This is a genomic window from Levilactobacillus brevis (assembly GCA_021383565.1).
Taxonomy (GTDB): Bacteria; Bacillota; Bacilli; order Lactobacillales; family Lactobacillaceae; genus Levilactobacillus; species Levilactobacillus brevis_B.
Genome location: CP079699.1, coordinates 513,723 through 540,147 on the forward strand (window position 1 = coordinate 513,723; position 26,425 = coordinate 540,147).

General features: G+C 52.5%; 25 protein-coding genes. 21 read left to right on the plus strand and 4 right to left on the minus strand.

Annotated features, from left to right (window positions below; genetic code table 11):
* Positions 1 to 41 precede the first annotated feature (41 nt).
* The 3 genes from ccpA (at position 42) to KB236_02420 (ending at position 6,790) form a co-directional block, all read left to right on the plus strand.
* Entirely contained in the window at positions 42 to 1,043 is a 1,002-nt protein-coding gene (gene ccpA / locus KB236_02410; protein UIF29631.1) for a catabolite control protein A, read from the plus strand.
* Between the two features lie 220 nt (positions 1,044 to 1,263).
* Complete coding sequence (locus KB236_02415; GenBank protein ID UIF29632.1) at positions 1,264 to 2,100, plus strand: hypothetical protein; 837 nt, start codon at positions 1,264 to 1,266, stop codon at positions 2,098 to 2,100.
* 409 nt (positions 2,101 to 2,509) lie between these two features.
* Positions 2,510 to 6,790 (plus strand): leucine-rich repeat protein, encoded by a 4,281-nt coding sequence (locus tag KB236_02420; protein UIF29633.1) that lies wholly within the window; start codon positions 2,510 to 2,512, stop codon positions 6,788 to 6,790.
* A gap of 241 nt (positions 6,791 to 7,031) precedes the next feature.
* Here the strand turns inward: KB236_02420 and KB236_02425 are convergent, their stop codons facing one another.
* Positions 7,032 to 7,760 carry an amino acid ABC transporter ATP-binding protein gene (locus KB236_02425; GenBank protein UIF30267.1) on the minus strand — a complete coding sequence of 243 codons (729 nt, stop codon included), beginning with the start codon at positions 7,758 to 7,760 and terminating at the stop codon, positions 7,032 to 7,034.
* A 4-nt stretch (positions 7,761 to 7,764) separates the two neighbouring features.
* Entirely contained in the window at positions 7,765 to 9,240 is a 1,476-nt protein-coding gene (locus KB236_02430) for an ABC transporter substrate-binding protein/permease (protein UIF29634.1), read from the minus strand.
* Between the two features lie 281 nt (positions 9,241 to 9,521).
* On the opposite strand from KB236_02430, the gene KB236_02435 reads away from it, so the two are divergent.
* The 17 genes from KB236_02435 to KB236_02515 all read left to right on the plus strand — a co-directional run bounded on the left by KB236_02435 (position 9,522) and on the right by KB236_02515 (position 24,297).
* Complete coding sequence (locus KB236_02435) at positions 9,522 to 10,259, plus strand: YebC/PmpR family DNA-binding transcriptional regulator (protein ID UIF29635.1); 738 nt, start codon at positions 9,522 to 9,524, stop codon at positions 10,257 to 10,259.
* Between the two features lie 188 nt (positions 10,260 to 10,447).
* The gene (locus tag KB236_02440) at positions 10,448 to 11,395 is read left to right on the plus strand and encodes a 3-hydroxyacyl-CoA dehydrogenase family protein (GenBank protein ID UIF29636.1); all 948 of its coding nucleotides are present in this window, start codon (positions 10,448 to 10,450) and stop codon (positions 11,393 to 11,395) included.
* A gap of 158 nt (positions 11,396 to 11,553) precedes the next feature.
* Positions 11,554 to 12,519, plus strand: a complete 966-nt coding sequence (tadA, locus tag KB236_02445) for a Flp pilus assembly complex ATPase component TadA (GenBank protein UIF29637.1) — start codon at positions 11,554 to 11,556, stop codon at positions 12,517 to 12,519.
* A gap of 7 nt (positions 12,520 to 12,526) precedes the next feature.
* Positions 12,527 to 13,510: a type II secretion system F family protein gene (locus KB236_02450; protein UIF29638.1), complete on the plus strand. Its 984-nt coding sequence runs from the start codon at positions 12,527 to 12,529 to the stop codon at positions 13,508 to 13,510.
* Positions 13,507 to 13,806 carry a prepilin-type N-terminal cleavage/methylation domain-containing protein gene (locus tag KB236_02455; GenBank protein UIF29639.1) on the plus strand — a complete coding sequence of 100 codons (300 nt, stop codon included), beginning with the start codon at positions 13,507 to 13,509 and terminating at the stop codon, positions 13,804 to 13,806. The genes KB236_02450 and KB236_02455 overlap by 4 nt, the downstream gene beginning before the upstream one ends.
* Positions 13,784 to 14,269, plus strand: a complete 486-nt coding sequence (locus KB236_02460; protein UIF29640.1) for a type II secretion system GspH family protein — start codon at positions 13,784 to 13,786, stop codon at positions 14,267 to 14,269. The genes KB236_02455 and KB236_02460 overlap by 23 nt, the downstream gene beginning before the upstream one ends.
* Complete coding sequence (locus KB236_02465) at positions 14,220 to 14,426, plus strand: hypothetical protein (GenBank protein UIF29641.1); 207 nt, start codon at positions 14,220 to 14,222, stop codon at positions 14,424 to 14,426. The genes KB236_02460 and KB236_02465 overlap by 50 nt, the downstream gene beginning before the upstream one ends.
* Positions 14,423 to 14,854, plus strand: a complete 432-nt coding sequence (locus KB236_02470; protein UIF29642.1) for a prepilin-type N-terminal cleavage/methylation domain-containing protein — start codon at positions 14,423 to 14,425, stop codon at positions 14,852 to 14,854. The genes KB236_02465 and KB236_02470 overlap by 4 nt, the downstream gene beginning before the upstream one ends.
* Positions 14,855 to 15,143: 289 nt before the next feature.
* Positions 15,144 to 16,163: a class I SAM-dependent methyltransferase gene (locus tag KB236_02475; GenBank protein UIF30268.1), complete on the plus strand. Its 1,020-nt coding sequence runs from the start codon at positions 15,144 to 15,146 to the stop codon at positions 16,161 to 16,163.
* A 16-nt stretch (positions 16,164 to 16,179) separates the two neighbouring features.
* Positions 16,180 to 17,370: an acetate kinase gene (locus tag KB236_02480; protein UIF29643.1), complete on the plus strand. Its 1,191-nt coding sequence runs from the start codon at positions 16,180 to 16,182 to the stop codon at positions 17,368 to 17,370.
* Positions 17,371 to 17,573: 203 nt separating this feature from the next.
* On the plus strand, positions 17,574 to 18,974 hold the full coding sequence (locus tag KB236_02485) for an amino acid permease (GenBank protein ID UIF29644.1): 1,401 nt from the start codon (positions 17,574 to 17,576) through the stop codon (positions 18,972 to 18,974).
* A 171-nt stretch (positions 18,975 to 19,145) separates the two neighbouring features.
* Positions 19,146 to 19,994 (plus strand): aldo/keto reductase, encoded by an 849-nt coding sequence (locus KB236_02490; protein UIF29645.1) that lies wholly within the window; start codon positions 19,146 to 19,148, stop codon positions 19,992 to 19,994.
* Between the two features lie 18 nt (positions 19,995 to 20,012).
* On the plus strand, positions 20,013 to 20,621 hold the full coding sequence (locus KB236_02495) for a metallophosphoesterase family protein (protein UIF29646.1): 609 nt from the start codon (positions 20,013 to 20,015) through the stop codon (positions 20,619 to 20,621).
* Between the two features lie 130 nt (positions 20,622 to 20,751).
* Positions 20,752 to 22,140, plus strand: a complete 1,389-nt coding sequence (locus KB236_02500; GenBank protein UIF29647.1) for a 5'-nucleotidase C-terminal domain-containing protein — start codon at positions 20,752 to 20,754, stop codon at positions 22,138 to 22,140.
* A gap of 5 nt (positions 22,141 to 22,145) precedes the next feature.
* On the plus strand, positions 22,146 to 22,856 hold the full coding sequence (locus KB236_02505) for a YutD family protein (protein ID UIF29648.1): 711 nt from the start codon (positions 22,146 to 22,148) through the stop codon (positions 22,854 to 22,856).
* Between the two features lie 12 nt (positions 22,857 to 22,868).
* Positions 22,869 to 23,663 (plus strand): TIGR01457 family HAD-type hydrolase, encoded by a 795-nt coding sequence (locus KB236_02510; protein UIF29649.1) that lies wholly within the window; start codon positions 22,869 to 22,871, stop codon positions 23,661 to 23,663.
* Positions 23,656 to 24,297: a TIGR01906 family membrane protein gene (locus tag KB236_02515; protein ID UIF29650.1), complete on the plus strand. Its 642-nt coding sequence runs from the start codon at positions 23,656 to 23,658 to the stop codon at positions 24,295 to 24,297. The genes KB236_02510 and KB236_02515 overlap by 8 nt, the downstream gene beginning before the upstream one ends.
* Before the next feature lie 122 nt (positions 24,298 to 24,419).
* Here the strand turns inward: KB236_02515 and KB236_02520 are convergent, their stop codons facing one another.
* Together KB236_02520 and KB236_02525 are read right to left on the minus strand one after the other, a co-directional pair.
* On the minus strand, positions 24,420 to 25,091 hold the full coding sequence (locus KB236_02520; protein UIF29651.1) for a VTT domain-containing protein: 672 nt from the start codon (positions 25,089 to 25,091) through the stop codon (positions 24,420 to 24,422).
* A gap of 98 nt (positions 25,092 to 25,189) precedes the next feature.
* Positions 25,190 to 25,699 carry a phosphatidylglycerophosphatase A gene (locus KB236_02525; protein UIF29652.1) on the minus strand — a complete coding sequence of 170 codons (510 nt, stop codon included), beginning with the start codon at positions 25,697 to 25,699 and terminating at the stop codon, positions 25,190 to 25,192.
* A gap of 132 nt (positions 25,700 to 25,831) precedes the next feature.
* Here KB236_02525 and KB236_02530 point away from each other — a divergent pair, with 132 nt between their 5' ends.
* Positions 25,832 to 26,419: a peptidylprolyl isomerase gene (locus KB236_02530; GenBank protein UIF29653.1), complete on the plus strand. Its 588-nt coding sequence runs from the start codon at positions 25,832 to 25,834 to the stop codon at positions 26,417 to 26,419.
* Positions 26,420 to 26,425: the final 6 nt, after the last annotated feature.

The window sequence follows — 26,425 nt, forward strand, 5'->3', positions numbered from 1 at the left end:
GAATGAAAACAAATCAAAACAAGAAAGAAAGGGCTCTCGCTATGGAAAAACAAACAGTTACGATTTATGATGTGGCGCGCGAGGCGGCGGTCTCAATGGCCACCGTTTCTCGGGTTGTTAATGGCAATCCCAACGTCAAACCAGCTACACGAAAGAAAGTTTTGGAGGTTATCGATCGTCTTGATTACCGGCCCAATGCTGTTGCACGGGGCTTAGCAAGTAAGAAGACCACGACCATCGGGGTGATCATTCCCGATGTGACGAACGCTTATTTCTCGTCATTAGCACGGGGGATTGATGATATTGCCATGATGTATAAGTACAACATCATCCTGACCAACTCCGATGAAAACGGCGGCAAGGAAGTTCAAGTGTTGAACACGTTAATGGCCAAACAAGTCGATGGAATTATCTTCATGGGGAACCAAGTCACCGACGAATTGCGGGAAGAATTCCGTCGTTCCAAGGCACCAATCGTTCTGGCTGGTTCCGTGGACGCTGAGAAGACACAACCGAGCGTAAACATCGACTACGTTGCCGCTGTGGCGGAGGCCGTAAAGAACCTGATCGACCACGGTAACCAGAAGATTGCCTTTGTTTCGGGCTCCATGGACCAAGCCATCAACCACGACTACCGGTTGAAAGGCTACAAGAAGGCCTTGAAAGACGCCGGAATTGCTTACGATGATAAGCTGGTCTTTGAAACGGATTACACTTACAAAGCCGGCCAATCATTGGAACCAGCTCTGAGCGCCGCTGGGGCCACTGCGGCCTTTGTCGGTGACGACGAATTGGCTGCTGGGGTGATGAACGGGTTGACCGACGCCGGCGTTGCTGTTCCCGATGATTTCGAAGTCATCACGAGTAACGACACTAAGCTGACCGAGTTGGTACGGCCTAAGATGAGCTCAATCACCCAACCACTGTACGATATTGGTGCCGTGGCTATGCGGTTGTTGACGAAATTGATGAATAATGAAACCGTTGATGAAAACACGGTCATCTTACCTTACGGCTTGATGAAGCGCAGCTCAACGAAGTAGTGCTTTGACAAAAGAGCCTGAAAGAAAACTTTCGGGCTCTTTTCGTGTCTCTGAAGGGAAGCCCGTTAAAATTAAGCCGAGCTTAACGTTTAGCCAGGCGGGATGTGCTACAATAATAGGCAATTGTGTGCAGAGGATTTGTGTGCCGGCGTTAATCACTAAGTGTGAATGACGAAGATAAAGTTAAAACTTAAATTTAGACGAATTGGAGGTGGTGTCGGTGAACGAAAATAGTCGTATGGCGCGTTATCATTCAGCGGAACGGGAAGAAGCACCGCAAAGGCCGGAAGACAACGCACCACAGACCTATCAACGCCGACCCGCGTTAGCCCGCTGGGTGGCCGTCTTGGTCTTACTGTTCACGGTCACCATTGGCCTGAAGATTACGGTCTTCAATGCGAACTACACGGCTGGGGTGGTCTCACGGTCGAGTGTTGGCCAAAAGGTCATTAATCAACTCAACAACGAGTTGGAGAGTCTAGGTGTGAGCGGGAGTCCCGTGACGTCGGGCATCGCCCAGCCTTACTTGGCGCAAGGCATCGCTCAGCTGTATGGTGAAACGGATACGGCAACGGTTGATTCGACGGAGCTGGCGACGGCCATTAGTACGCAGGCCCAAACCATGGGCGTCACTGCCACCACGGCAATGACGACAGCAATTGCCAAGCAGGCGCAAAAGGTAGCCAAGGCGACCTTTGCCACGCCAGCCATGACGCAGGCGGCGGTGAAGATTCAGAAGGCCAAGACACTTGATTTTTGGCTACTGATCGCCACCGGGTTGTTGGCCATTGTCACGGTTTTCTATGCGTTTAGCGTGCGGCACGTCATGGCTAGTCTTGGGCCGGGAATGGCGTTGGGCGGTGTGTTAACGGGAATTGTTGGTGCAGCGGGGTATTACCTCTTGCCAACGCTGATTCCCACGGCTAGTGCCACGGTGACGCGGCTGGTGACGACCGTTGGCCGCAGCGGTATCGAAGTTATCATTTTTGCCGGCGTGGTCGAGATTGTCTTGGGTCTACTCGTGATGCTGGGCCACCGGACGTTTAGGAAAGATTAGGCGTTAAAACGAAGTCGGCTAAAAATTAAAGTTAAATTTTCGGAGTTTGGGAGAGCAGTGCCCAAACTCTTTTTTTGCGACCAAAGTAAAGTGATTGAACTGCGACAGGGCCTGTTGGATTGGTTAGCAGCAACGATCATTAAAATAATCAATTAATTTCTCGATTATTGATTGACCTATATTGGGTATAAGTTATAAAATAAAAGAAATTATTTTAATCTGTAAATGAAAAAAGAGATTTAAAAGTAGCCATTTAATAAGGTTGAGGGACTAACTTGGTGTCATAAATAAGAATTAGTTGCACAATTAAAAAGGGCTATTAAACTTATCCTAAGAGTAAGGGTTCGTCACCCAAATTGCGAGGTGGCGGCCAGGTTGGCTAGCCTGGTTTTTGAGAGGAGCAATCACCATGGAAGTGAAAGAACATTACAAGATGTACAAGGATGGCAAACGGTGGGTTTTTGCCGCAATCACGGTCGCTGCGATTGGTTTGGGGACCGCAGTGGGCCAGGATGCTGTGGCCCATGCCGATACGACGACAGCGACTGCCGAAACGGCGCAGAACAGTGAAAAAAGTGCTACGCCCGCGCAATCGGTGACTTTAACCGGTAATCCGGTAAGTGATCAGTCAACGACGGACGGTTCGTCAACAACGAGTGGCACCACTGGTTCGCAGATCGGCGAGAAATCGACCGATGGGACTGACGGTACGGGCTCAACAGACGACACGACGCCTACTGGAGACACATCAGGTGTTGCCACCGGGAATTCAGAGTCCGACGGTTCGAGTGACGGTGGTTCTGTGACCGATGGTGCGGTATCGGAAGCCCCAGTTACGGGCAATCAGACTTCAGATGCTGGTGAAGACGCGAACACTACTGAAAATGGTAGCGGTAACACGGCGGAAAAAGCAGGCGCAGGCTCGCTGACTGATTCGGCGGACCCGGCAGGCGCATCGTCCAACGATAATGATGTGGTCGCAAATGACAAAACGGACGGCTCGGGCACTATAGCAGCCGGCACCGACGGAACAGACCAATCCACGGGGAAGCCAGCGGTAGCTCCCGCAGCTAAGGCCTTTCGCGCGTTGTCCGCTGCGGTACCCCCGGTGATGGATGCCAGCATTTTAACGTATGAAGTGAATGAGGATGGGTCGGTCACAATCACGGGGGCCACCCAGGATGTTGGGGAGACGTTGGTTATTCCGTCGACGATTACGGATAATGCCGGGAACGTGCTCAATGTCACGGGGATCGGCCAGGGGTTTAACTCCGTTTACGGCAATACTCAGAACTTGCAGACCTTGATTATTGAAAATGGGATTACGTCGATTGCCGATAATGCCTTTTCTTACTTGAACAAGCTAAAGACAGTGGACCTCAGTCAGAACAAGACCCTCACGAGTATTGGGTCGCAGGCGTTTGTCGCCGATGGGCTGACGAGCTTGGTCTTGCCGGATAGCGTGACGACGATTGGCGATCAGGCCTTTGCCTCCAACCCGCTGACCAGCGTGACCTTTTCACGGAATTTGCAGACGCTGGGTGCCAGTGCTTTCATCTACGATCCCTTGACGGCCATCGATCTGGGCAATAGTACCGGACTGACCGCAATTAATGATTTGACATTCTTTGGGTCGCAAGCAAGCTCGTTGATTCTTCCTCCCAACCTGACGACGATTGGCAGTCAGGCCTTTGCCTCTAACGCCAATCTAACGAGTGTCACCATTCCGGCGAGCGTCACCAGCATTGAGGCCCAAGCCTTTCTGCAAAATAGTCATCTGGCGACGCTGACCTTCGCGCCGGGCAGTCAGCTACAGTCGATTGGCGATGAGGCGTTCACCTACGATGGCTTGACGAGCGTGAGCCTACCCGCTAGCCTGGTGAGCATTGGGGACAGTGCCTTTGCAGCTAACAGTGCACTGACCGAATTGAATTTTGCTGCCGATGGTCAACTCGCCGTTATCGGCGCGCACGCCTTTGAAAATGATAACGGCTTGACGACGTTGATGTTACCCGCTAGCCTGACGACACTCGGAGACTTTGCATTTAGCACGATTCATGGGTTAACCAGTGTGACCTTTGCCAACGGCTCACAACCGCTGACGATGGGCAATAGTGCCTTCATCTACGATACGGCGTTGACCAGTGTGACGTTGCCCGCAAATCTCGCGTCGATTGGGTCGCAGGCCTTCCTGTCGGCCACCAGCCTATCTGAAATAACGTTTCCGGCAGGTTTGAGGAGCATTGGGGACAACGTCTTTACCTACGATCAGGCCTTGACGACGATTGACCTGACGGGGGCTACCAGCTTGACGAGCATTGGTAACGGGGCCTTTGAATACAGTGGGTTGACGGGTAACTTGACGCTGCCAACCAACCTGACAACGATTGGTGACCTCGCCTTTGCGGCCAACAACTTAACGGGTGTCGTTCTCAACGACAACTTGCAAAGTATCGGCACTAGTGCCTTTATTTACAACGCGTTGAAGGGGTCGGTGCTGTTGCCGGCGACCTTGACGACGGTAGGCGATACGGCCTTTTATGGCAATCAACTGACCACGGTTAACGTTCCGGCCACCGTTTCGCAGATTGGCAACAACGTCTTCAGCTATAATCGGATTAATCATCTCACGACCAGCAATGCGACCACGAATCTGGCCCTCAATCAGAATGCCTATTACTTCGCGGACCAGCCCACCGTTTCATTGGCGGACCTCTTCAACGTATCCCTGGGCGGCGTGACGCTTACACCGCAAAATGTGAGTGGCTTGTCGGATGGGGTGACGCTCAACAGCGACGGTACCTTCACCGTACCTGCGGGGGTCGACCAATTTACCTTTAACTGGTCCGTGCCAACTGCAGCGACCACTTACACGGGGCAGTATCAGGTGGTTCTGAACAATCCGGATATTAAGGTCTTTAACTCCACCATCTTCTACGGCGATAGCTGGACGCCAGCCGATAATCTGGTGAGTGCGGTGAAGCCGGATGGTTCGGAAGCCACGATTGCCGATCTCACGGTCACGGTGACTAACGTGGCCACTGGAAAGCCCGTTGCGACAAATGCAGTCACCAGTCAGGCCGGGACGTATCGGGTGACCTACAGTTATGGTGCGAACTCGGCCGTGGCCCTGGTCACGGTGGCGAAACGAACGGCGACCTATACCATTAAGGGAAGTTCGACCGTCACATACAACGGACAAACGCCAACGCTTGATTTGAGTCAGTACAGCGCCAACCTGAGTATTGCCTTGCCATATACGTTAAAGGACGGCGATCTCACGTTGGCTTACACGGACGCTAATGGGAAGCAGGTCCTCATGACGGCGGACAATGCGAGTCAATTCGTCAATGCCGGAACCTACGAGGTGGTTGTGAACCCCGCAGCCTGGGAGCGATTGAATGCGGAGACACCAGCCTTGGCCAACTTTGATTGGTCGGGTTCTGGCTCAGTGGCCACTTTGACCATTGCGCCAGCAGCTGTGACCGTCACAGTGCCCGATCAGACCATGTACTACGGGGAGCAGGCACCGACACCGTCGTTAACGATTGTCGATCAAGATGGCAATCCTGTGACGGGAACGGGCCTCACGGTAACCCGTGACGCCGGCAATACAGTTGGCACTTACGCTTACCATCTTTCCCAATTAGGCGCTAATTACACGTTGGCCGGCGATTCGACGATTGGGTCGTTGACAATCCAAAAACAACCACTGAATATTGTTGTCGGCAGTCAAACGGTGGCCGCGGGTCAACCGGACCCAGCGGTGGACCTCCAAGTGACAGATCGTCTGGGTAATCCGGTCGCAAACCTAGGACTGGTGGTTACGCGTGAACCCGGGACGGTTGCGGGCACCTACGCCTACCTCTTGGACGACAGTCAGCTGAATGCCAACTACGAAGTCGGCAGCGCGACGGTGGGGGCGTTAACCATCACGGCCGTTCCGGAAACGTTAGCTGGTAGCGACTATACGATGACCGTGGGCGATGCGACGCCGACTGCGGCTGACTTCAAGGCGACTGCCACGGACAGTAACGGCCAACTCGTCGATAGTGGTCAGATTCAGCTCGACTTCGGGACGGCAGATCTCACACAACCCGGTAAATACCTGGTAACGTTACGCTATGGGGATGCACCGGCAGTGACGGTGACGCTGACCGTCGTGGCCAAGACCACGGGTGGTGGTAACGGCGATGGCGGTAATACTGGTGGGGGCACGGACCCTGTTGATCCAACCGATCCGACTGACCCAACCGATCCGACTGACCCAACTGATCCAGTTGACCCAACCGACCCTGTTGATCCGTCTCAACCAACGGACCCAGATTCTGGCAATCATCATGAAGTGATCAGTGATGGCGGTGTAGGGGCGAAGGTCAAGCCGGGGATTGATGTCACAGTTTCTGACGCGAGTCAACTCCCTCGGCAGTTGGTGACGCGTGGTGCGGGAGCCCGTATTCAAGCGGCAGGACAATCGCAGACGCCACGGGCAACCACTGTTCCAGTCACGGCCGACCACGGTCAATTGAATCGGCAGGATCAGGCAGCAGTAATTACGAAGACGACGAAAGAGAAAGCTGCCACAACTCTGCCGCAGACCAACGAGGCCGCGACATCCGGCTGGTCCATTCTGGGCCTGATTCTGGGCGGGTTAGGACTTTTGGGCTACCGGAAGCGGCGGCATAATTAATTGGATATAAAATGAACTGATTTAAAAAAGAGGCGCGGACGCTGGTCCAGGCCTCTTTTTGACGGTTGCGTCAGATTGTGCGCCGTTAGTTATGGCGCCATAATCAAACCACGTCGGTGTTAAAGATTCGCTAAAATCTGTTTAAAGTCCGCAACCAAAATCGGAAAAAATACATTGGTAAGAGTAGGGGGTAAAAAGGGAGGGCCGCTCAGTGTTGAGCGGCCCTCCTCAGAAGACGTGATTACATTAAAATTTTAGACAAGAAGTCCTGAGCCCGTGGTGTTTGGGGATTGTTGAAGAACTCATCGGGCGTATTGTTTTCTTGAATGTAGCCGTCGGCCATGAACCAGACGCGATCGGCTACAGACTTGGCGAAGCCCATTTCATGGGTAACAACGACCATCGTCATCCCTTGTTGCGCTAGGTCTTGCATAACATTGAGTACTTCGCCGACCATTTCGGGGTCCAGCGCAGAGGTCGGTTCGTCGAATAGCATCACCTTGGGATCCATGGCGAGTGCCCGAGCAATGGCCACCCGTTGTGCCTGACCACCGGAGAGGCTGGTAGGGAAGGCGTCGGCGTGATCGTCCAGGTTGACTTGTTGGAGTAGCTCGTGGGCGCGTTTCGTGGCGTCGGCATCACTGATTCCCTTGACCTTCATGGGAGCCAGCTTGATGTTTTCCAGAACGGTCATGTTCGGGAAGAGGTTGAAGTTCTGGAAGACCATCCCCATCTGTTCCCGCAACGTGTTAACTTTCTTGGTATCCAGCGTGGTTAAATTTTGACCGTCGAAGTCAACTTCGCCACTCGTTGGTGTTTCGAGGAGGTTTAGGCACCGCAAGAAGGTACTCTTCCCACCACCAGAAGGGCCGATGACCACGATCACTTGGCCCGGGTTAACCTGTTCTGAAATGTTCTTTAAGACTTGGTTGTCGCCAAAGTTCTTGGCGAGGTTTTTAACCTCAATAATGGGTTTAGTCATGTTGCATCTTCCTTTCGAAGTGGTTTAAGATCCGTGAGGCGGTGAAGGTCATGATGAAGTATAGGACCATGATGACCGCGATAGGGGCCACCCCTCTGTAAGTGTCGGACCGGACAATGTTGCTTTGGAAGATCAGTTCGGAGACTCCAATAATGGAGACGATGGAACTATCCTTAATTAATGTGATAAATTCGTTCCCCAATGACGGCCAGATGTTCTTCAAGGCTTGGGGGAGTACCACGTAGCGCATGGTGTAACCACTGGTCATCCCCAGGCTCCGTGCGGCCTCGGTCTGTCCCTTGTCGACGGAGTTAATCCCACCCCGGATATACTCGGCGATGTAAGCCCCGGAGTTCAGGGAGATGGCAATAATCCCGGAAGTTAATGCTGGCAGGTTGACGATTAAACCGAGTCCGAAGTAGACGAACATGACTTGGACCATCATAGGCGTGCCCCGGATGAATTCGACGTAAGCGGTCGCGACCCACCGTAAGGCCGTAGCGAAGACGCCACCTTGAGCCATCCGTGCCAGGGACAATAAGACCCCGAGGATGAAACCGAAGAAGACGGAGCAGACCGTAATGATTAAGGTGTATTCAATCCCCTTTAAGAAGGCCTTCCAGTAGTGGAGCATGCTGGTGTTGACCGTGTTGGTCTTTAAGTATTTCCCAGCAGCGGGCAGGTAGTTCTTGTTAACCAGGTTTTGCTTTCTGATCTGGTTGACGGACTTGTTGGCTGCGGCAACCAGAGAAGTGGACCCCTTGGCGAAGGCCACGGAGGCACTGGTGTCGGAAGCACTTAAGTCAAAGTGACTGGGAATCATAGCGAGTTCTTTGTTGTTGGCCACATAGGCTTGGGCGGATGGCTTTTCCATCGCCACCCCTTGGAGCTTGTGACTTTGTAACCCCAAGATCAAATCGGAAACGGACGTCATTCCTTTGACGGTCGTCCCGCTAGTTTGCTTCTTGGATTCGTTGTACATGGTAGAACCGGTTTGGGCCCCAATGGTTTTGCCCACGAAGGAATCCTTATCCTTATAAATACCCTTGTCACTCTTGTTGATAACGATGCTGTACCCACCTTGGTAGTAGGTGTGGGTGAAATCGACGTTCTTCCGCCGAGCGGGGGTCGGGTTCATCCCGGAAATGACCATGTCGACCTTCCCCGTTTGGAGGGCAACTAATAGGGAATCAAAGGACATGGACTTGACCACGAGCTTGACGCCCATATCTTTGGCGATCTTCTTCCCCACGGCAACATCCATCCCGACGACTTGACTCTTGCCGTGAACAGTTGCTTGGAATTCGTAAGGCGGATAGTCAGGCGATGTCCCCATGACCAGTGTCCCTTTCTTCTGAACTTTAGCCAGTGAGTTATCGGTGGCGGCTTGAGCGGTAGTTGTGGTGGTCGTCCAACCGGCAACCAGCGCCATCACTAATGCGATGGCCATAATTAGTTTATTTTTCATAATGGCTTGCTCCTCTATCTGTGATGATAACATTGAGTATAGCCGGTCTCGTGTATTTATACAAGTTTTATTTTGATAAATTTGTTTTTATACATAAATTATTCAAACGAAATTCGCTTACATCCCTGGTTTAAAGGGAAAACGTCAAATATTTATACATTTTGATTGAATAAGTGGTTTTTGGACGCTTAGCAATTGATTGAATGGGGAGTAAGTGCTAACATGTATAGTGTCTGTTTTAGACGGATATATCAATAAAATTTTAGAAAAGAGGAGTTACGATGTCAGGACATTCTAAATGGCATAACATCCAGGGCCGGAAAAATGCTCAGGATGCAAAGCGTGGAAAAATCTTCCAAAAAATCTCACGTGATTTGTACCAAGCTGCAAAAGCAGGTGGTCCTGATCCCGACGGTAACCCTCAACTTCGTTTGGAAATGGACAAGGCGCGGGCAGCTAACATGCCTAAGGAAAACATCAAGCGGGCTTTAGACAAGGCCTCTGGTGTTGGCGGCGCTAAGTTCGAAGAAATTACCTACGAAGGTTACGGTCCAGCAGGGACAGCGATCATGGTTGCTGCTTTGACGGATAACAAGAACCGGACGGCTGCGGCTGTTCGTTCTGCCTTCACGCACCATGGCGGCTCACTTGGTGCAGCGGGTTCCGTTTCATACATGTTCGACCGGAAGGGTTACATTGTAATCCTGCGTGATGGCTTGGATACGGATGAAGATACGATGTTGATGGATGCTTTAGACGCCGGGGCGGACGACATGGAAACCACGGATGAAGAATTCAAGATCTATACGGATCCTTCGAGTGAAATTGCAGTACGTGACGCTTTACAAGATAAGGGCTACAAGCTGGACACCGCTGAAGTTCGGATGTTCCCTCAAAACACAACTGAAGTGCCAGAAGCCAAGGCTTCCCAGTACCAAGGTTTGATTGACGAACTGGAAAACAACGACGATGTTTCCGATATTTACGAAGCAGCAGTCTTACCTGAAAACGTTGAATAAGCGTTTTTAAACCCAATAATATGAGTCGATGAACCCGCTATCAGGCATTGTCTGGTGGCGGGTTTTTGTATAGAGATAATGATTTGGAGTGTGAGAGCTGACAACGGTATTTTTTACGAATCATTGGTAAACTAAGACCATAGAGAACACGAGAATCGGTTAGCAGGAGAAATTGGGAGGCGTCTCAAATGAACCTAAATGCCATCAAGACCATCACCAATCTGGGGGCCGGCACCATGGGCCACGCTACGGCCCTGCAGTTTGCCTTGAACGGTTACGCCGTGCGTTTGTTAGATACCAGTGACACCGCGCTACAACAAGGAATGGCGGCCATTAAGCGTGACTTGGCAACCTTTCAGCAGGCCAACTTACTGCACGAAACGCCAGCGACCGTCCTCAACCGAATAACGCCGACAACGGACGATGCGGTCGCCCTTTCTGGGACTGATTTTGTGATTGAATCAATTATCGAAGATTTGACGGTGAAGCAGCAGGTTTGGCAGCGGGTCGAATCACAAGTGTCCGACACGACGATTCTAGCAACCAACACCTCTGGACTCAGTCCGACCGCCATTCAGTCTGTGCTGGTTAAACCCGAGCGATTTGTCGTGGCTCATTTCTGGAATCCAGCCCAGCTGATGCCGCTGGTCGAAGTTGTCCCCGGCAAGCAAACCGCGCCGGCCACGGTGACCCTCACCGTCGACTTGATGAACCAGATTGGCAAGCATGCGGTGGGTCTTGAACAAGAATCGCCGGGATTCGTGGGCAATCGCATTCAACTGGCTGTGTTGCGAGAGGCCTTACACATCGTGGACGCGGGGATTGCGACCCCCGAAGCTGTCGATGAGATTATCAAATACAGCCTGGGTCGACGCTGGAGTCTCGTGGGGCCGATTGCCAGTGCCGATCTCGGGGGCCTTGACGTTTTTGACAACATCAGTAAGTATCTTTATGCCGATCTGAGTGCGATCCAGGGAGAAGATCCTGCACTGGCGAAGAAAGTGGCCGATCACGCCTTGGGGTTAAAGACTGGCCATGGGTTCTACGACTGGGTCGGCGACGCTGGGAAAGAAATGGTCACACAACGCGACCGGGAGTTATTGAATCTGTTGAAGCAGGACCAAGTAGATCAGTGATCATGTGTGAGCCGAGGACGAAAATGTTCTCGGCTTTTTTACTACTATGGACCGACCCTGCTTCTAGCCGGATGATGGTTATCGAAAAAAGTTAGTGTAACGGAAAATATTGCCGCCCCTTTTGCGGAGTTAAGTGAAAAGGGCAGGAGATGACACGTGTGATTAAGGATTTTATTCGCGAATTATTGGCCGCGGCCATCAGTCGGCAGACCAGTGATATTTATATTTTACCGCAAGCAACGGGCTATCAGATTCGGTTACGCCAGCTAGGGGCGGTGACGCAGTGGCGTCAGATTACGCAAATGTTGGGGACCCAAGTGATTACTTATTTTAAATTCCAAGCTAACATGGCGGTTAGCGAGAATCGCCGTCCTCAGGTGGGGGCGCTGACTTGGCCGGGAGATCCCGCGGTTGAGTTGCGCTTTTCAACGGTGGGAGATTACGCTGGTCGCGAGTCGTTAGTGATACGGGTGATCTACCCGTATCACACGCAGCAAATGGCCTATTTGGACGCCAGCCAACCCACCCAGTTGGCGCAACTAGCCGAACGCCGGGGCTTGATGCTATTTGCGGGGCCCACGGGTTCGGGCAAGACCACGACCATGTACACCATTGCCAGCCAGTTGGCGGCGACGGCCACCGTCTTGACGATTGAAGACCCGGTGGAAATTAAATCGGCACACTTCATTCAGCTTCAGGTCAACGCGGCGGCGGGGATGAGCTACGAAGCGCTACTCAAAGTCGGTTTGCGTCACCGTCCCGATGTTTTTATCATTGGTGAAATTCGTGATCCTCTTACCGCCCAAGCGGCGGTTCGCGCCGCCCTCAGTGGGCATCTCGTTTTGAGCACGGTTCATGCTCAGACCGCCAGTGGGTGCGTTTCACGGTTAGTCGAGCTGGGGGTGCCGTTGCCTCAGCTTCGGCAAGTGCTTACGGCGAGTTGCTATCAGCGACTGATTCCACGCGTTCAGCAGGCGCCCGCAGTTTTGTTGGATATTTTGGTCGACGAGGCGCTTTGGCAATTACAACGGACAACCACGGAAAGGTGGTGGCATACCCTTGAACAAGCCCAACGGCAGCAAGTTATTTCGGTTGAAACGGCACAACGGTTCCGGGTCGGCTAGGTGGTCGTTGACGCAGCAACATCAATTTTGTCAGTTGTTGGCCGACCAGTTGGCGGGGGGCTTTTCACTTCGTCAGGCATTGCGTTTTAGCCAGATGGCCGGTAGCGGACTGCCACGCAGCCTTGCCGTCATTGAAGAGCAGTTGGAGAGTGGCCAGGACTTTGTCGGTTGTCTGGCCCCTTATTTGCAGGCCAACGTCTACTTTCAGCTACAAGTCACCGCCACCCATGGAGATCTAGCTATGGCCTTACAACGCGCCGCGACACTATTGAATCTCATGGCTACCCAACGTAAGCGACTCGGCCAGCTATTACTCTATCCGTTGGGCTTATTGGCGGGGATGGTAGGGCTGTTGATTACGCTAAAATTCGGCGTGCTACCGCAATTACAGCAGGAAATTGTGGCCCATACGACAACAGCAACGACGATTGGTCAACTTTATCTAAAAGTTGGTGGAGGACTGTTGGTCGTGGCCGGGGGCTACTTGGTTTGGCGCTGGTGGCGGCAACAACCGCGGTTAAGGCTCGTTAGCTGGACGTTACGCTGGCCCATCATCGGCCGAATCTTGCGTGCCTATTACGCCTACTACCTGACGGCAAATTTGAGTCAGTTATTGGCCAGTGGCTTGAGCGTCAAGCAAATGATTACCGTGCTTCGGCAACTTCCCGAGAAGGCATTGCTCCACCAGCTAGCCGGGACCTTGGCTCGGCAGCTGCAGGCCGGAAAGTCACCGCTGGGTTGGCTACAACGGCAACCCTTTATTCCTGACCAACTGGTGATCTTACTTCAGAAGGGCCGGACGCACGCGCAGTTAACACGGGAGCTAGAAGCCTATAGTCAGCTTCGTTACCGTGAATTGGTGCGGCTAACCGAGCAAGGCCTAGCGTTAGTCCAGCCCGTTTTGTTAGCGGTGGTGGCATTGTTGATTGTGGGCGCCTATCTCAGTTTGCTTTTACCCATGTACGCCAACTTACAGGGGGTCTATCAATGAAGCAACGACACGGCTTCACCCTCGTTGAAATGACCATTGTGCTCTTCATTATTTCCCTATTGGTCTTGATTATTCTTCCTAACCTAAACGGTCAGCGCCACCGCGCTCGGGGCATCCACCAGCACGCCATGGAGACGGTGGTTCAGGGACAGGTGACGGCCTACTTGGATGATCACCAGACCGCCGAACACGTGACCTATGAGGCGTTAGAGAAGGGACAGTATTTGACGCCACAGCAGGTTGCTCAGGCGAAACGAGAGGGGATCAAAATCCATGACGAACGTCCGGAAAGTTAGCCGGTGCGGCGGCTTTACGTTGTATGAAACGCTAGTGGTGTTAGCCATTGTTGCCGGTCTGGGGACGTTGGTCGGGTTTCAGGCCGTCGCCCAGCGTCGTGCGGCCGCGGAACGCGCCTTTTGGCCGGCTTGGCAACAGCTATGGACGGCGGGCCGTCAGGTAGCTTTGGCCCGTCACGAGACAGTCGGTATTTTTGTGGACCGCCACACGGGCCGGGTGACTCTCGCACAGGGACAACCACGCCGAGTCTTTCGTCAGTTGACCCCGCCGCCCGGTTTGCGCTGGGTGGATGGTAAGACGGCATGGAGCATCTCGCCACAGGGGAATTCGGCGGCCTTTACCATGGAGTGGTATAGCACGACCCACCGCGTCTGGTGGTATCAGACCTTTCAGTTAGGAGGTGCCCTCATTTATGTGGAAGCAACGAAGACCCGGCGTCCGTCACGGCTGGCTCCTGCCTGATGCGTTGTTGGCACTCGGTATTGTGGCGTTGACGATTCTCCTGGCACAGCAGGCATTAGTCGTCACCCAGCATCGTGAGCAGATTCAGACGGCAAAGCTTCGGCAGGTGCGTGCCCGTCACGACCATGCACTATTAAAATGGGCAGCGGTGCAATGACGAAGCGGCGAGGCTTTACGCTAGTTGAAGCATTGATGGCCTTGATCATTGCCTCGGGGATGTTTGTGTTAGCGAGTGGGGTTGACCGGCAAATTTTGCGACCGCTTCGCCACGATCCGATTGCGTGGTATCAAGCCGTGCGGGTACTCGAACAGCCCGGCCGCTACCGAGCGGTCAGTCTTGACCGACGGCAACTAAATCTCGTCGACTTACAGCAGGGCGGCAAGCAAGTTGCCGTGTGGGTCGATACGAAACACGTCTTGCGCCTCACCAACTCGCAGCATCAAGGATACTACCCGCTCTTACGGCACGTTGAGGCCGTTCAGTGGCGGCCGACCCCGTATCCCGGCTTGGTACAATTACGACTTAAACAGGAGCGATTGCCTTGGCAGACCACCATTCTCGATTTACGCGGCACGGCTTTTTGACGTTGTGGGCGTTGTTCTTTTTGGCTGGCGTCAGCCTTATTTTATTAGTTGTGCTGGCCGGCCAATCGGCGCGCCAACAGTCGACCCTTGAACTGATTAAAGCGTATAATCGTTCGACTTCACAAATAGAACGGGCGATTAAGGGGTCCCAGCATCCCCATAAACGGGCCCCCAGAACGGTAAAACCCGGAGATTCACCGGAAAGATTGCTTGAATAACACCCGAAAAATCGGTAGTATAGATAACGGAAACGTAGAGTCATGTAAATTTCACAAGGAGGCGAAGCGTACTGTCACAAGAACAGACTGAAGCGCTCTTCAAGGTTTTGGACGAATCGACCACGACCTTGCAGACGGCGCTAAGCACATCTTACTTGGACGCCTTTATTGAGACCGGAGATAATCTGCTCAATGGACAGGTTCAGGTGGAAGATGGTCAGCCCGACGAGGAGACCGCAGCGGCATTAACCAAGCTGTACGCCCAAGTCGACTGGCAAAGTGACGATGCCGAAACGGTTCGCCGGGCGATTCAATTGGCCATGCTCAAAGCGATTCGTGTGGATGAAATTCAAGCCAATCACCAACTCACGCCGGATACGATTGCCTACATTATGGGTTATCTGGTTACCCGGTTGGAGAAGGGCAAGTCTGAGCTGACCGTGACCGATTTGACGGTCGGCACCGGGAACCTGTTGACTGCGGTGCTCTCGCAACTGAAGGCAGTCGTCGAGGGTAAGATCAAGGCTTATGGGGTGGACAACGATGATACCATGTTGGCCATCGCCCAGACGTCGAGTGATCTCCAACGGTTACCGATTGAACTCATTCACCAGGATGCGTTGGAGCAGTTGTTGGTTCCCGCAAGTGATTTGATCGTTGCGGACCTGCCAATCGGGTATTATCCGATTGATGACAACGCCGCCAATTATCAAACCCGCGCGGCAGAAGGCCACTCATTCGTGCATCACTTGTTGTTGGAGCAAGCGCTCAATCAGCTAAAACCAGGGGGCGTTGGCGTCTTCCTGGTACCTTCTCAACTCTTTCAAACGGAAGAGGCGAAGGGCCTGTTAAAGTGGTTAGCTGGTAACGCTTACCTTCAAGGGTTGTTGAACCTTCCAAGTGAGCTCTTTATGAATGTTAACGCCCAGAAGGCCATTCTGATTCTTCAGAAGCCGGGCGCTGGCGCAAAGCAGGTTGAACAAGTAATGTTGGGCGAGTTCCCATCATTTAAAGAACAATCAGCATTTCAAAAGTTTGTTGCGGAAATCGTCCAATGGGAAGAACAAAACCTGCTGACGGACCGCTCATAAAAGGAGAAATTACCAAATGGGAAAATCATTAGCAATTAACGCCGGAAGTTCTACGTTAAAGTTCAAGTTATTCCAAATGCCAGAAGAAAAGGTTATCGCTGAAGGCGCCATTGACCGGATTGGTCTGGGCAACTCTTTAGTCGAAATCAAGTATGGCGATGGCGAAAAGTACAAGACGCATGAAGATGTGAACGATCACAAGGAAGCCATCCAATTAATGTTGGACCAATTGACTGAATTGAAGATCATCACGGACTTCAACGAAATTACGGGGATTGGTCACCGGGTCGTTGCCGGTGGTGAAGAGTTCAAGGACTCCGCCGTGATTGATGACGATGTTTTACAAAAGATCAAGGACTTGGCCGAATATGCACCATTGCACAACCCGGCCGCAGCTATGGGGATCGAAGCCTTCAAGAAGATCTTGCCTAACGTCTTGAGTGTGGCGGTCTTCGATACGTCCTTCCACACGACCATGCCAGAAGTCAACTACATGTATGCGATCCCTTACGAATACTACGAAAAGTATGGGGCCCGGAAGTATGGAGCCCACGGGACTAGTCACCGTTACGTTGCGCATCGGGCCGCTGCCATGTTAGGCAAACCCTTGGAAGACTTGAAGCTGATCACGCTCCATATTGGTGCCGGTGGGTCGATCACCGCTATCAAGGACGGTAAGTCATACGATACGTCTATGGGCTTCACGCCACTGGCCGGGATCGAAATGGCGACCCGTTCTGGGGATATTGATGCGTCCTTAGTAGCTTACTTGATGGAAAAGCTAAACATCGACAAGCCAAGCGACATGATCAACATCTTGAACAAGAAGTCTGGTCTGGTCGGTGTTTCCGGGGTCTCCGCAGATATGCGTGAACTGGAAGCCGTTCAAGACAAGAACCACCGTGCCAAGTTGGCTCGGGACATGTTCATTAACCGGATTGTTCGTTACGTTGGGGCCTACCTGGCTGAATTGGGCGGTGCGGATGCGATTGTCTTCACGGCCGGTGTTGGTGAAAATGACATCATGATCCGTCAAGAAGTTGCCGACAAGTTGAACTACTTCGGCATCGCCGTTGACCCAGAAAAGAACGATATTCGTGGGGTTGAACGCGACTTAAGTGCCGCCGGTTCTAAGATCAAGACGCTCTTGATTCCAACCGACGAAGAGTTAATGATTGTTCGGGATATCGAACGGTTACGTAAATAAATGCTCAGGAAGCATCCCTTCACTTGTTGGAGGGATGCTTTATTCATCCTAAGGTGAATAATTATCACGTAAATGGTTTTAAGTTGAGAGATACTCTTTTATGCCGGGCTTTCACGCTGTTTAGTTAGTCAAACTAACCAGCGCTGGTACTGGCATCGTCCATTAAGATGTGTATAATATATTTCAACAAAGGGGCGATTAAGATGAAAGAAAGTCAATCGAATAACAACCAGGAATTTTCGCGGGGATTGCAGAGCCGCCACGTCCAACTGATTGCTCTTGGGGGAACAATCGGGACTGGCCTCTTCTTAGGTGCCGGTCAATCCATTCATCTTGCCGGGCCATCCATTATCTTGGCCTACTTGGTGACCGGAATCATGTGCTTCCTGCTGATGCGTGCGCTCGGGGAACTCTTACTGTCTGACCTCGGCGTCCACTCTTACATTGATTTTATTAAGCGATACTTGGGTGAAAATATGAGCTTCGTGGCCGGCTGGACCTACTGGATCTGCTGGATCACCATCGCCATGGCCGAGGTCACGGCGGCCGGGCAATACATGCAGTTCTGGTTCCCACATTTACCGGCGTGGGTCACGGCCTTGACGCTATTAGCTATCTTATTAGCCTTGAACTCCGTCACGGTCAGCGCCTTTGGCGAAACGGAATTTTGGTTTGCCATCATTAAGATTGTCGCAATTGTGGCGCTGATTCTAGCCGGCGCTTACATGGTGGCCGTTCACTTTCCAACGCCGGCCGGTCATGCCAGCGTGACGAACCTGGCCAGCGGTGGATTCTTCGCCAACGGGGCCAAGGGCTTCTTCCTGTCCTTCCAGATGGTACTCTTTAGTTTCGTCGGGATTGAAATGGTGGGGATGACCGCTTCCGAGACGGCCAATCCCAAGAAGGTCTTGCCTAAGGCGATTAACGAGATTCCTATTCGGATTATTCTCTTCTACCTGGGCTCGTTGTTAGCCTTGATGTGCATCTACCCGTGGCAAGTCGTGTCACCAACCAGCAGTCCTTTCGTTCAGGTCTTCAAGAACGTTGGAATTCAGTCGGCGGCGGCCGTGATTAACTTCGTGGTCTTGACAGCGGCGGCTTCGGCCTGCAACAGTTCGCTGTTTACGACCGGGCGGATGCTCTTTTCCCTGACGTATGGGGGTGAGGGGCGGTTCGCCAAGCACATGGGCACCTTGTCACGGGCTCAGGTGCCGACGCGGGCGTTGCGGTTCTCCACGGTAATTATCGCCGTGTCGGTCTTTCTGAACTTCATCATTCCGGGCCACGTCTTCGCCTTTGTCTCCAGTATCGCCACGACCTGCTTCCTCTTCATCTGGAGTGCCATCGTGGTGGCGCATATCAAGTACAAGCGGCAGCAGACGGCCTTGGAACGCCAGAACGGTGAATTTAAGATGCCATTCTTCCCACTGAGTGACTACTTCATTCTGGCTTTTCTCGGCATGGTCGCCATCGTTTTACTCTTCCGGGTGGACACACTGATCGCGTTAATTGGGTCGGTCATTTGGCTAGTTGGCCTGAGTCTGGGTAAGCGACTCCGCGATCGTCAGACGGCGCGGGTGATGGATTCGGATTCAGATAAATAGAAGTTTTGAGAGGCTGTGGCAGCGATTGTCACGGCCTCTTTTGTCCGACTTTTTCGTGAGAACCGAACCAGCGAAAATAGCTGTGAAGTGCTAGGATGGAAGTAGTTGTTATTTGCGGCGTTCGTGACCAGTTAATGCGGTCGCGGATAAAAAATCAAATGGGGTGTTGAGATGCAACAAATTAAAATTGCGGGGCGGACGGTCCCGGCGATCGGAATTGGGACGTGGCACATGGGTGATCGGCCCGCACAGCGCGAGACCGAGATTGCGGCGATCCAAGCCGGGATTGCCGCCGGTGCCCGCGTGATTGATACGGCCGAGATGTATGGTTCTGGCCGAGCGGAAACATTGGTTGGGGAGGCCCTACAACCCTATCAACGTCAGGATCTCTTTTTGATTTCCAAGGTGCTACCGGAGAACGCGTCTCGGCAACGTATGGAGGCGAGTCTGGACGCTAGTCTCCAACGGCTACGGACCGATTACCTCGACCTATACCTCTATCATTGGCGGGGGAGTGTGCCCTTAGCCGAGACGGTGGCCGAACTCCAACGCCTGCAACAGACCGGTAAGATTCGGGCATGGGGTGTATCCAACTTTGATATCGCCGATCTAAAGGAGCTGTGGCAGTTACCCGGTGGTGATCAGGCGGCGGCCAACGAGGACCTCTATCATCTTGGCAGTCGGGGATTGGACTACGCGGTGCTGCCGTGGCAACGGGAGCATCAGTTACCTCTGATTGCCTACTCACCGATTGCTCAGGGGGATTCCTGGGGGCAGCAACTCACGACCAACGCCACGGTCAAGGATATCGCGGTAACCCATCAGGCCAGTGTCTATCAAGTTCTGCTAGCTTGGGTCATTCGGCAACCCCAAGTGCTGGCCATTCCGCAGACGAGTTCGGTGGCCCACATGGAACAGAACTTAGCCGCTGGCGATTTGAAATTATCTCCGGCCGAGCTGGCCGCCCTAGATCGCCAATTTCCACGGCCGACTCACAAGGAACGTCTCGATATTATTTAGCCATAAAGGAGTAACGCTATGCAATATTTCACGTCAGATACGCATTTCTTCCATAAAGATTTACTGGGGATGAATGACTTCGCGCCACGGCCATTTGCCAATGTTGAAGAGATGAATCAGACCATCATCGATAACTGGAATGCACGGGTGGCCCCGACGGATACCGTCTATCACCTGGGCGACATTGCCCTGTACTTCACGCGGCCGGCCGTGAAGTCCGATGAGGCTGTGGCCGCTGTGCTCTCACAGTTAAATGGCCATCTGGAACTCATTAAGGGCAATCACGATAGCCGCGCACTCTTCAAGTATTTGGCGGCCCACAATCCGGTGGATCACGGTCAGGAGAAGTATACCTTTCACGACGTTGGCGCGTTGATTAAGTACGACCACCGGCAGTACTACATGACCCACTATCCCATGATGCTGGGTATTGTGAAACAGATTATTAATCTCCACGGGCACATTCACCACTACGCCGTGCCGGTCAAGGAGAATATTAACGTGGGTGTGGACACGCCGGAGACCCGTTATCTCAAGGAGCCGGTTCCGTTCGGTACGCCATTTTCGACCAGTGAAATCGAAGAGATGGTCGCAGGCAAGGCCAAAGAGTTCCGCGATAAGCAGTAGTGTTTGACTGAATGTGGGAAATGGCGGCTGTTCGTCGCGTCGGGAATTCGCAGAAGCGTCTGTATCGTGCTTGACCGGGAGCCCTTGATGCCGTAGGATTAAACACAGTGTTAAGAGGAGTTAAGAGACTATGGAACAGTTGACCATTCTGCATACCAATGACCTGCATTCACACTTTGAGAATTGGCCGCGTATTCGGCGGTATCTGGCCGCCGCTAAGGCAAGTGCCCAGGCTGCCGGACATACCGTGTATACCTTTGATCTCGGGGACAACATGGATCGTGTCCACCCAGTGACGGAGGCCACGAACGGTCAGAAAAACGTGGAATTGATGAATCAGATTGGCTATGACGCGGTGACCATTGGGAATAACGAGGGCCTGAGTTACATGCGGGCCCAGTTGGATCACCTCTACGACTACGCCAATTTCCCGGTGGTGTTGGGGAACCTGTTAACGGCAGATACCCATGAGCAGCCGAAATGGGCGGTCGATCACCGGATGCTCACGACTAAGGCTGGCACCCGCGTTCTGGTCTTAGGGTTGACGGCCCCGTACCAGCTCACGTATCCGTTGGCGGGATGGTTGCCCATCGGTGTCGATCAGGCGTTGAAGAGCTTATTGAAGACTTATGCTGAAGACTTCGATGTCTGTGTGCTGCTTTCCCATCTAGGGGTGGACGTCGACCGGCAGATTGCCAAGCGCTATCCACAAGTCAACGTGATTATTGGGAGCCACACGCACCATTTGTTTGTTAACGGGGAACAGGATAATCACAGCCTGCTAGCCGCCGCTGGTAAATTCGGGCGGTACGTGGGTAAAATTGAGGTTAGTGTGGACGGACAACACCACGTAAAGGCCGCTACGGCTAGTGTCGTGGAGACGGCCACGCTACCCGAAGAACCCGGGGATGCCGCTGAAATTCAGGGGCTTCACGACCTGGGGACGGATATTTTGTCCGAACAGCGCGTGGCTGATTTACCCGTGTCCATGGAGGCCGATCTGACCGGCCAACCAAGGCTGGTCCGTGAGGGGCTTCACGCCATCGCGGAGTATGCCGGTACCCAGGCGGCAATTTTAAACGCTGGGCTATTCTTGGAGGACTTACCCCGTGGGGTGGTCAATCAGAATCAGCTTCATGAAATCTTGCCGCACAACATGCACGTGATGACGGTGACGTTGCGTGGCTATGATTTGTGGCGACTCATTCAAGAATTCGAATTGGCGCGATTGTTTCTGCGACATTTCCATCAAAAGGGTATGGGCTTTCGCGGCAAAATCTTCGGTGAGATCAATTACCTGGGGATTGCCTACGACCAGCGGACCCACGCGGTCACGTGGCGGGGCGAGCCGCTCTCACCCAATCGGCAGTATAAGATTGCGGTGCTGGACCATTACCTGTTTATTCCGTTCTTCCCGACGATTTCGATCGTGGGCAAGAACCACATTTTATATCAGGACCTATTACGGGAGGTGTTCGCCCAATATCTCGGTGAACATTATCCCTTAAACCAAGACTAGAGAGGATGACGACGGTGGATCGCAAAGATTTAGAGGCACTGGTTGCCGAACAACGAGAGAGCCGTGAACCGGCGGCGGAGGTCGTTCGGGTGGATGAAACCCACCTGACCATCAACGGTCACCCCTATGAGGTGGTAGCTAACGAGCGCGATGGCTTTGACTTTACCGAGTTTTCCCGCCGATTTAGCACCATTTTAAGTAAATTTGACTACATTGTCGGGGATTGGGGCTTTGAACAACTGCGGTTGAAGGGCTTTTACGCCGAAGACCGTGCTGGGGCCAAGCAGAACCAGATCGATGCGGTGCAGGACTACCTCTATGAATCCTGTAACTTTGGCTGTGCCTACTTTATCCTGCACAACTTGGACGTTAAGGCGGCTCCTAAGCCCCGGCGGAGTCGATCGCGGCGGCGTAACGGCAATAAGTCAACGCAGCAGAATCAGACGACGAAGTCCCAGAACCAATCGCAGAATCAGCCGAAACACCAAAACACTGAAAAGACGGCCACCGCTGGTAGTAAGTCCGCTACGGGTAACGGTGGTCATCGGCGGCGATCACGGCATTCGCGTCACCGCAATAACAATACGGCACATCCATACAAAGAAGAACGCCGGACGACTACGCAACCTAAGCAGGAAGCGGGGAAGACCGTGACCGTGGCAACAGGTGGTCAAGGCCGGCGTCACTTTACGATTCGGCAGAAAAAAGAGAATTAGGGAGAAGTTGCAATGAAAAATTATCAGGCCTATTTAATCGACTTGGACGGCACGGTTTATGCGGGTAGCAAGCGTTACCCGAAGGCCAAGGCCTTTGTGGAACGGATTCAGGCGGCCCACATCCCCTTTAAATTTGTCACGAACAATACTACAAAGTTACCCGTGGATGTGGTCGCCAATTTAGCGGACAACCATGACATTCACGTTACCACGGATAACGTCTACACGGCGGGATTGGCGACGGCAGATTTCTTGGATCAGCGGGCGGGCAAGACCGGTAAGCGCACGGTGTACGTTGTGGGCGAGATCGGCTTGAATCAGGCGTTAGCGGCCAAGGGGTTCACGGTTGATGAAGACCATCCAGAATACGTCGTTGTAGGACTTGATAGCGATGTGACCTATGAAAAATTTGCCAAAGCCATTTTGGCGATTCGTAGCGGGTCGACCTTTATTGGCACCAATTCGGATTCCAACATTCCTAAGGCCCGGGGGTTGATGCCGGGAGCCGGGGCACTGGTTGACCTGGTCCGGTACGCGACGCAGACGGACCCGATCTTCGTGGGCAAGCCGGAACCGATTATTTTACAGAATTCCCTAGAAATGATGGGGATTGCGCCGGATCAGGCACTGATGGTTGGCGACAACTATCAGACGGATATCCTGGCTGGGATTCGAGCGGGCGTGGATACGTTGTTGACGTATACCGGCGTTTCGACGCCAGAGCAGGTCGCGCAGCAGTCGGTTCAACCGACGTATACGGTGCCGGACCTCGCCCATTGGGACATCGAGGTGGGGCCGATTGACTAGGTGGCAACGTGGCGTGGGATTAACCGCGCTCATTTTAGCTCTGCTGACGCTCAGTATCTTTTTGACCATCAACGCGGTGTGGCTGTATCGGTTGGATATTCACTGGCTGAACATCAGTCGGACGGTGCAGATGGCCCCCGGTAAGCTGATGCACAATTACTATCAAATGCTAGGTTATCTGGAATTACCTTGGGTGACCGACCTGAAGATGAGTGACTTTCCCACGTCTTTTACGGGGATGATTCACTTCCACGATGTGAAGAACTTATTTTTACTGAATAATATCGTGCTGGTGGTTAGTCTCTACCCGGCGATCTGGTATTTCCGACGGCTGAAACACTTGAAGGAACGTTGGCGGCTTATCCGGCCTATGCAGGTTGCCACGGTGGTTCCGCTGGTTTTGGCGGCCATAATGGCGGTGGATTTCAATGACTTCTTTATCGACTTTCATAAGCTATTATTTCGGAATAATGACTGGTTATTTGATCCGAGTCTGGACCCCATCATCACGGCGTTACCGGATACTTTTTTCCTGCACTGCTTCATCATGGCTTTCGTCCTATTTGAGGCAGGCCTAGTCTGGCTCTACTGGTTGGGGCGTCGGTCCTTTAAGCACGCAGGGGAGACGGATTAAATTGAATAAATTGAAAAATCGCAACCGACAAGGAGAACCTTGGGGTTGTGATTTTTTGATGGGCATGATGCCTAAGAAAAAATGGTACCGACAGTGATGTCGGTACCATTTTATGGATAAAGCTAATCGTCTTCCGGAATCCGGCGCGGTGCTGGATGGGAAGGGCGGCGTCCGCGTAACCAACCAACGATGGCTGGGATCAGGGAAATCACGATGATGCCCAGAACCACTGCTGAAAAGTGTTCCTTAACGAACGGAATGTTACCGAAGAAGTAGCCGCCACCACAGCAGATGAAGACCCACGTCATGGCCGCACTCACGTTATATTTGAGAAAGCGACGGTAGGGGAACTGCGAACCGGCCGCAGTAAACGGCACGAACGTCCGAATGATCGGCATGAACCGACCTAAGAAGATGGCTAATGGTCCGTGCTTCTTGAAGAACTGTTCAGATTGGGCGAGTTTGTCCTTGTTGATCAGCTTGCCAAACCATGAATGGTTGGACAGTGCCGCACCAGCACGACCGCCAAGATAGAAGTTGAGCGAATCACCAGCGAGGGCCGCCAGTAAGAAGATGGCGACGAACAGCCAAATATTCAGGCCGTACGCTGGATTAGCGGCCAGGGCCGCCGCGGCGAAGAGCAGTGAATCCCCTGGTAAGAAGGGCAGGATCACGGCACCAGTTTCCACAAAGATGATGGCAAACAAAATGAGGTAGGTGGACCCACCAAAGGTATTGACGATATTTACCAAGTGATCGTCGATGTGGAGAACGAAATCAATTAAATAGGCCATTTAGGTGCTCCTTAGTTGTTATTTGATAATACCCACATTGTAGAAGTTTTTCATCTCAATGTCAGCAGGTCCAGCGAAGCTTAACGAAATTGTGATAATTATTTGAACGGCGTATCTTGTTCGTTGGCATCGTCATGAGCCAGTCGGGCGGCGCCGGCAGCGGCAATTGCGCCGACCAGATCGTCCAAGAAGGTGTGTATAATCCCCGGTTCGTGGGCGTTTAGCTTGGCCAGAATTCCTGGCTTGGTTCGGTCAATGTAGCCATAGTTGGTAAAGCCAATGGAGCCGTAAAGGTCGACGATGGAGAGTGCCATGGTCTCGTCGACACCATAGAGACCTTCGTCACGTTCGACAATTGTTTGTAGGGGTTCCATGAGGGCGTGGTGTTCGGCGGCGATGTCCAACTGAATGCCCGTGATCACGGCGTTTTGGACTTCACGCTTGTTCAACACAGTTTGGACGCTATGCAGGGCAATCTCTGGGGTTAAGTCCTTAATGAAGTCTTTTTGGAGATAAACGACCAGGTCGGCGATGTCGGTCAGTTCGACCCCACGTTCGTGAAGAAGGTCAATTGTCCGCTGACCGTAAGCAGTAGATGGTTTAATCATAGTAGATGTAACTCCCTTTCTCTATTTAATGAGGTAGGTCTAGTATACACCAGTGACTTCAGTTGCATTTTTCCCCTTTGGCGGTGATAATAGACAATTAGATAATGTTTTGAAAGAATATGGAGGATAATTATGACAAAGTTTCCACAAATTGATTTGGCTAACGCCAGGGGTCCACAAGTAACGATTGAAACGTCCATGGGGACCATTCAGCTGCAACTCTTCCCCGAACAAGCACCAAAGACAGTTGAAAACTTTGTGACGCACGCCAAGGCTGGTTACTATGATGGGATGACTTTCCACCGGGTAATTCCTAACTTTATGATTCAAGGTGGCGACCCAACCGGTACGGGGATGGGCGGTGAAAGTATCTGGGGTCAGCCTTTTGAAGACGAATTTTCACCCGAACTATACAACCTACGTGGGGCCTTATCCATGGCTAACGCGGGTCCTAATACGAATGGTAGTCAGTTCTTCATTGTTCAAGATAAGGACATGACCGATCAGATGCAGAGCCAAATGAAAGACGCCGGCTTCCCTGGGGAAATCGTTGAGGCTTATCAGGGCGGTGGGACACCATGGCTGGACTTCCGGCACACGGTCTTTGGCCAGGTGACCGATGGCATGGACGTTGTGGATGCTATCGCTGCCGTGAAGACGGATGCTAGTGACCAACCAACGACGCCAGTAACGATGGATAAAGTAACCGTTCAGGAATAAAGCATG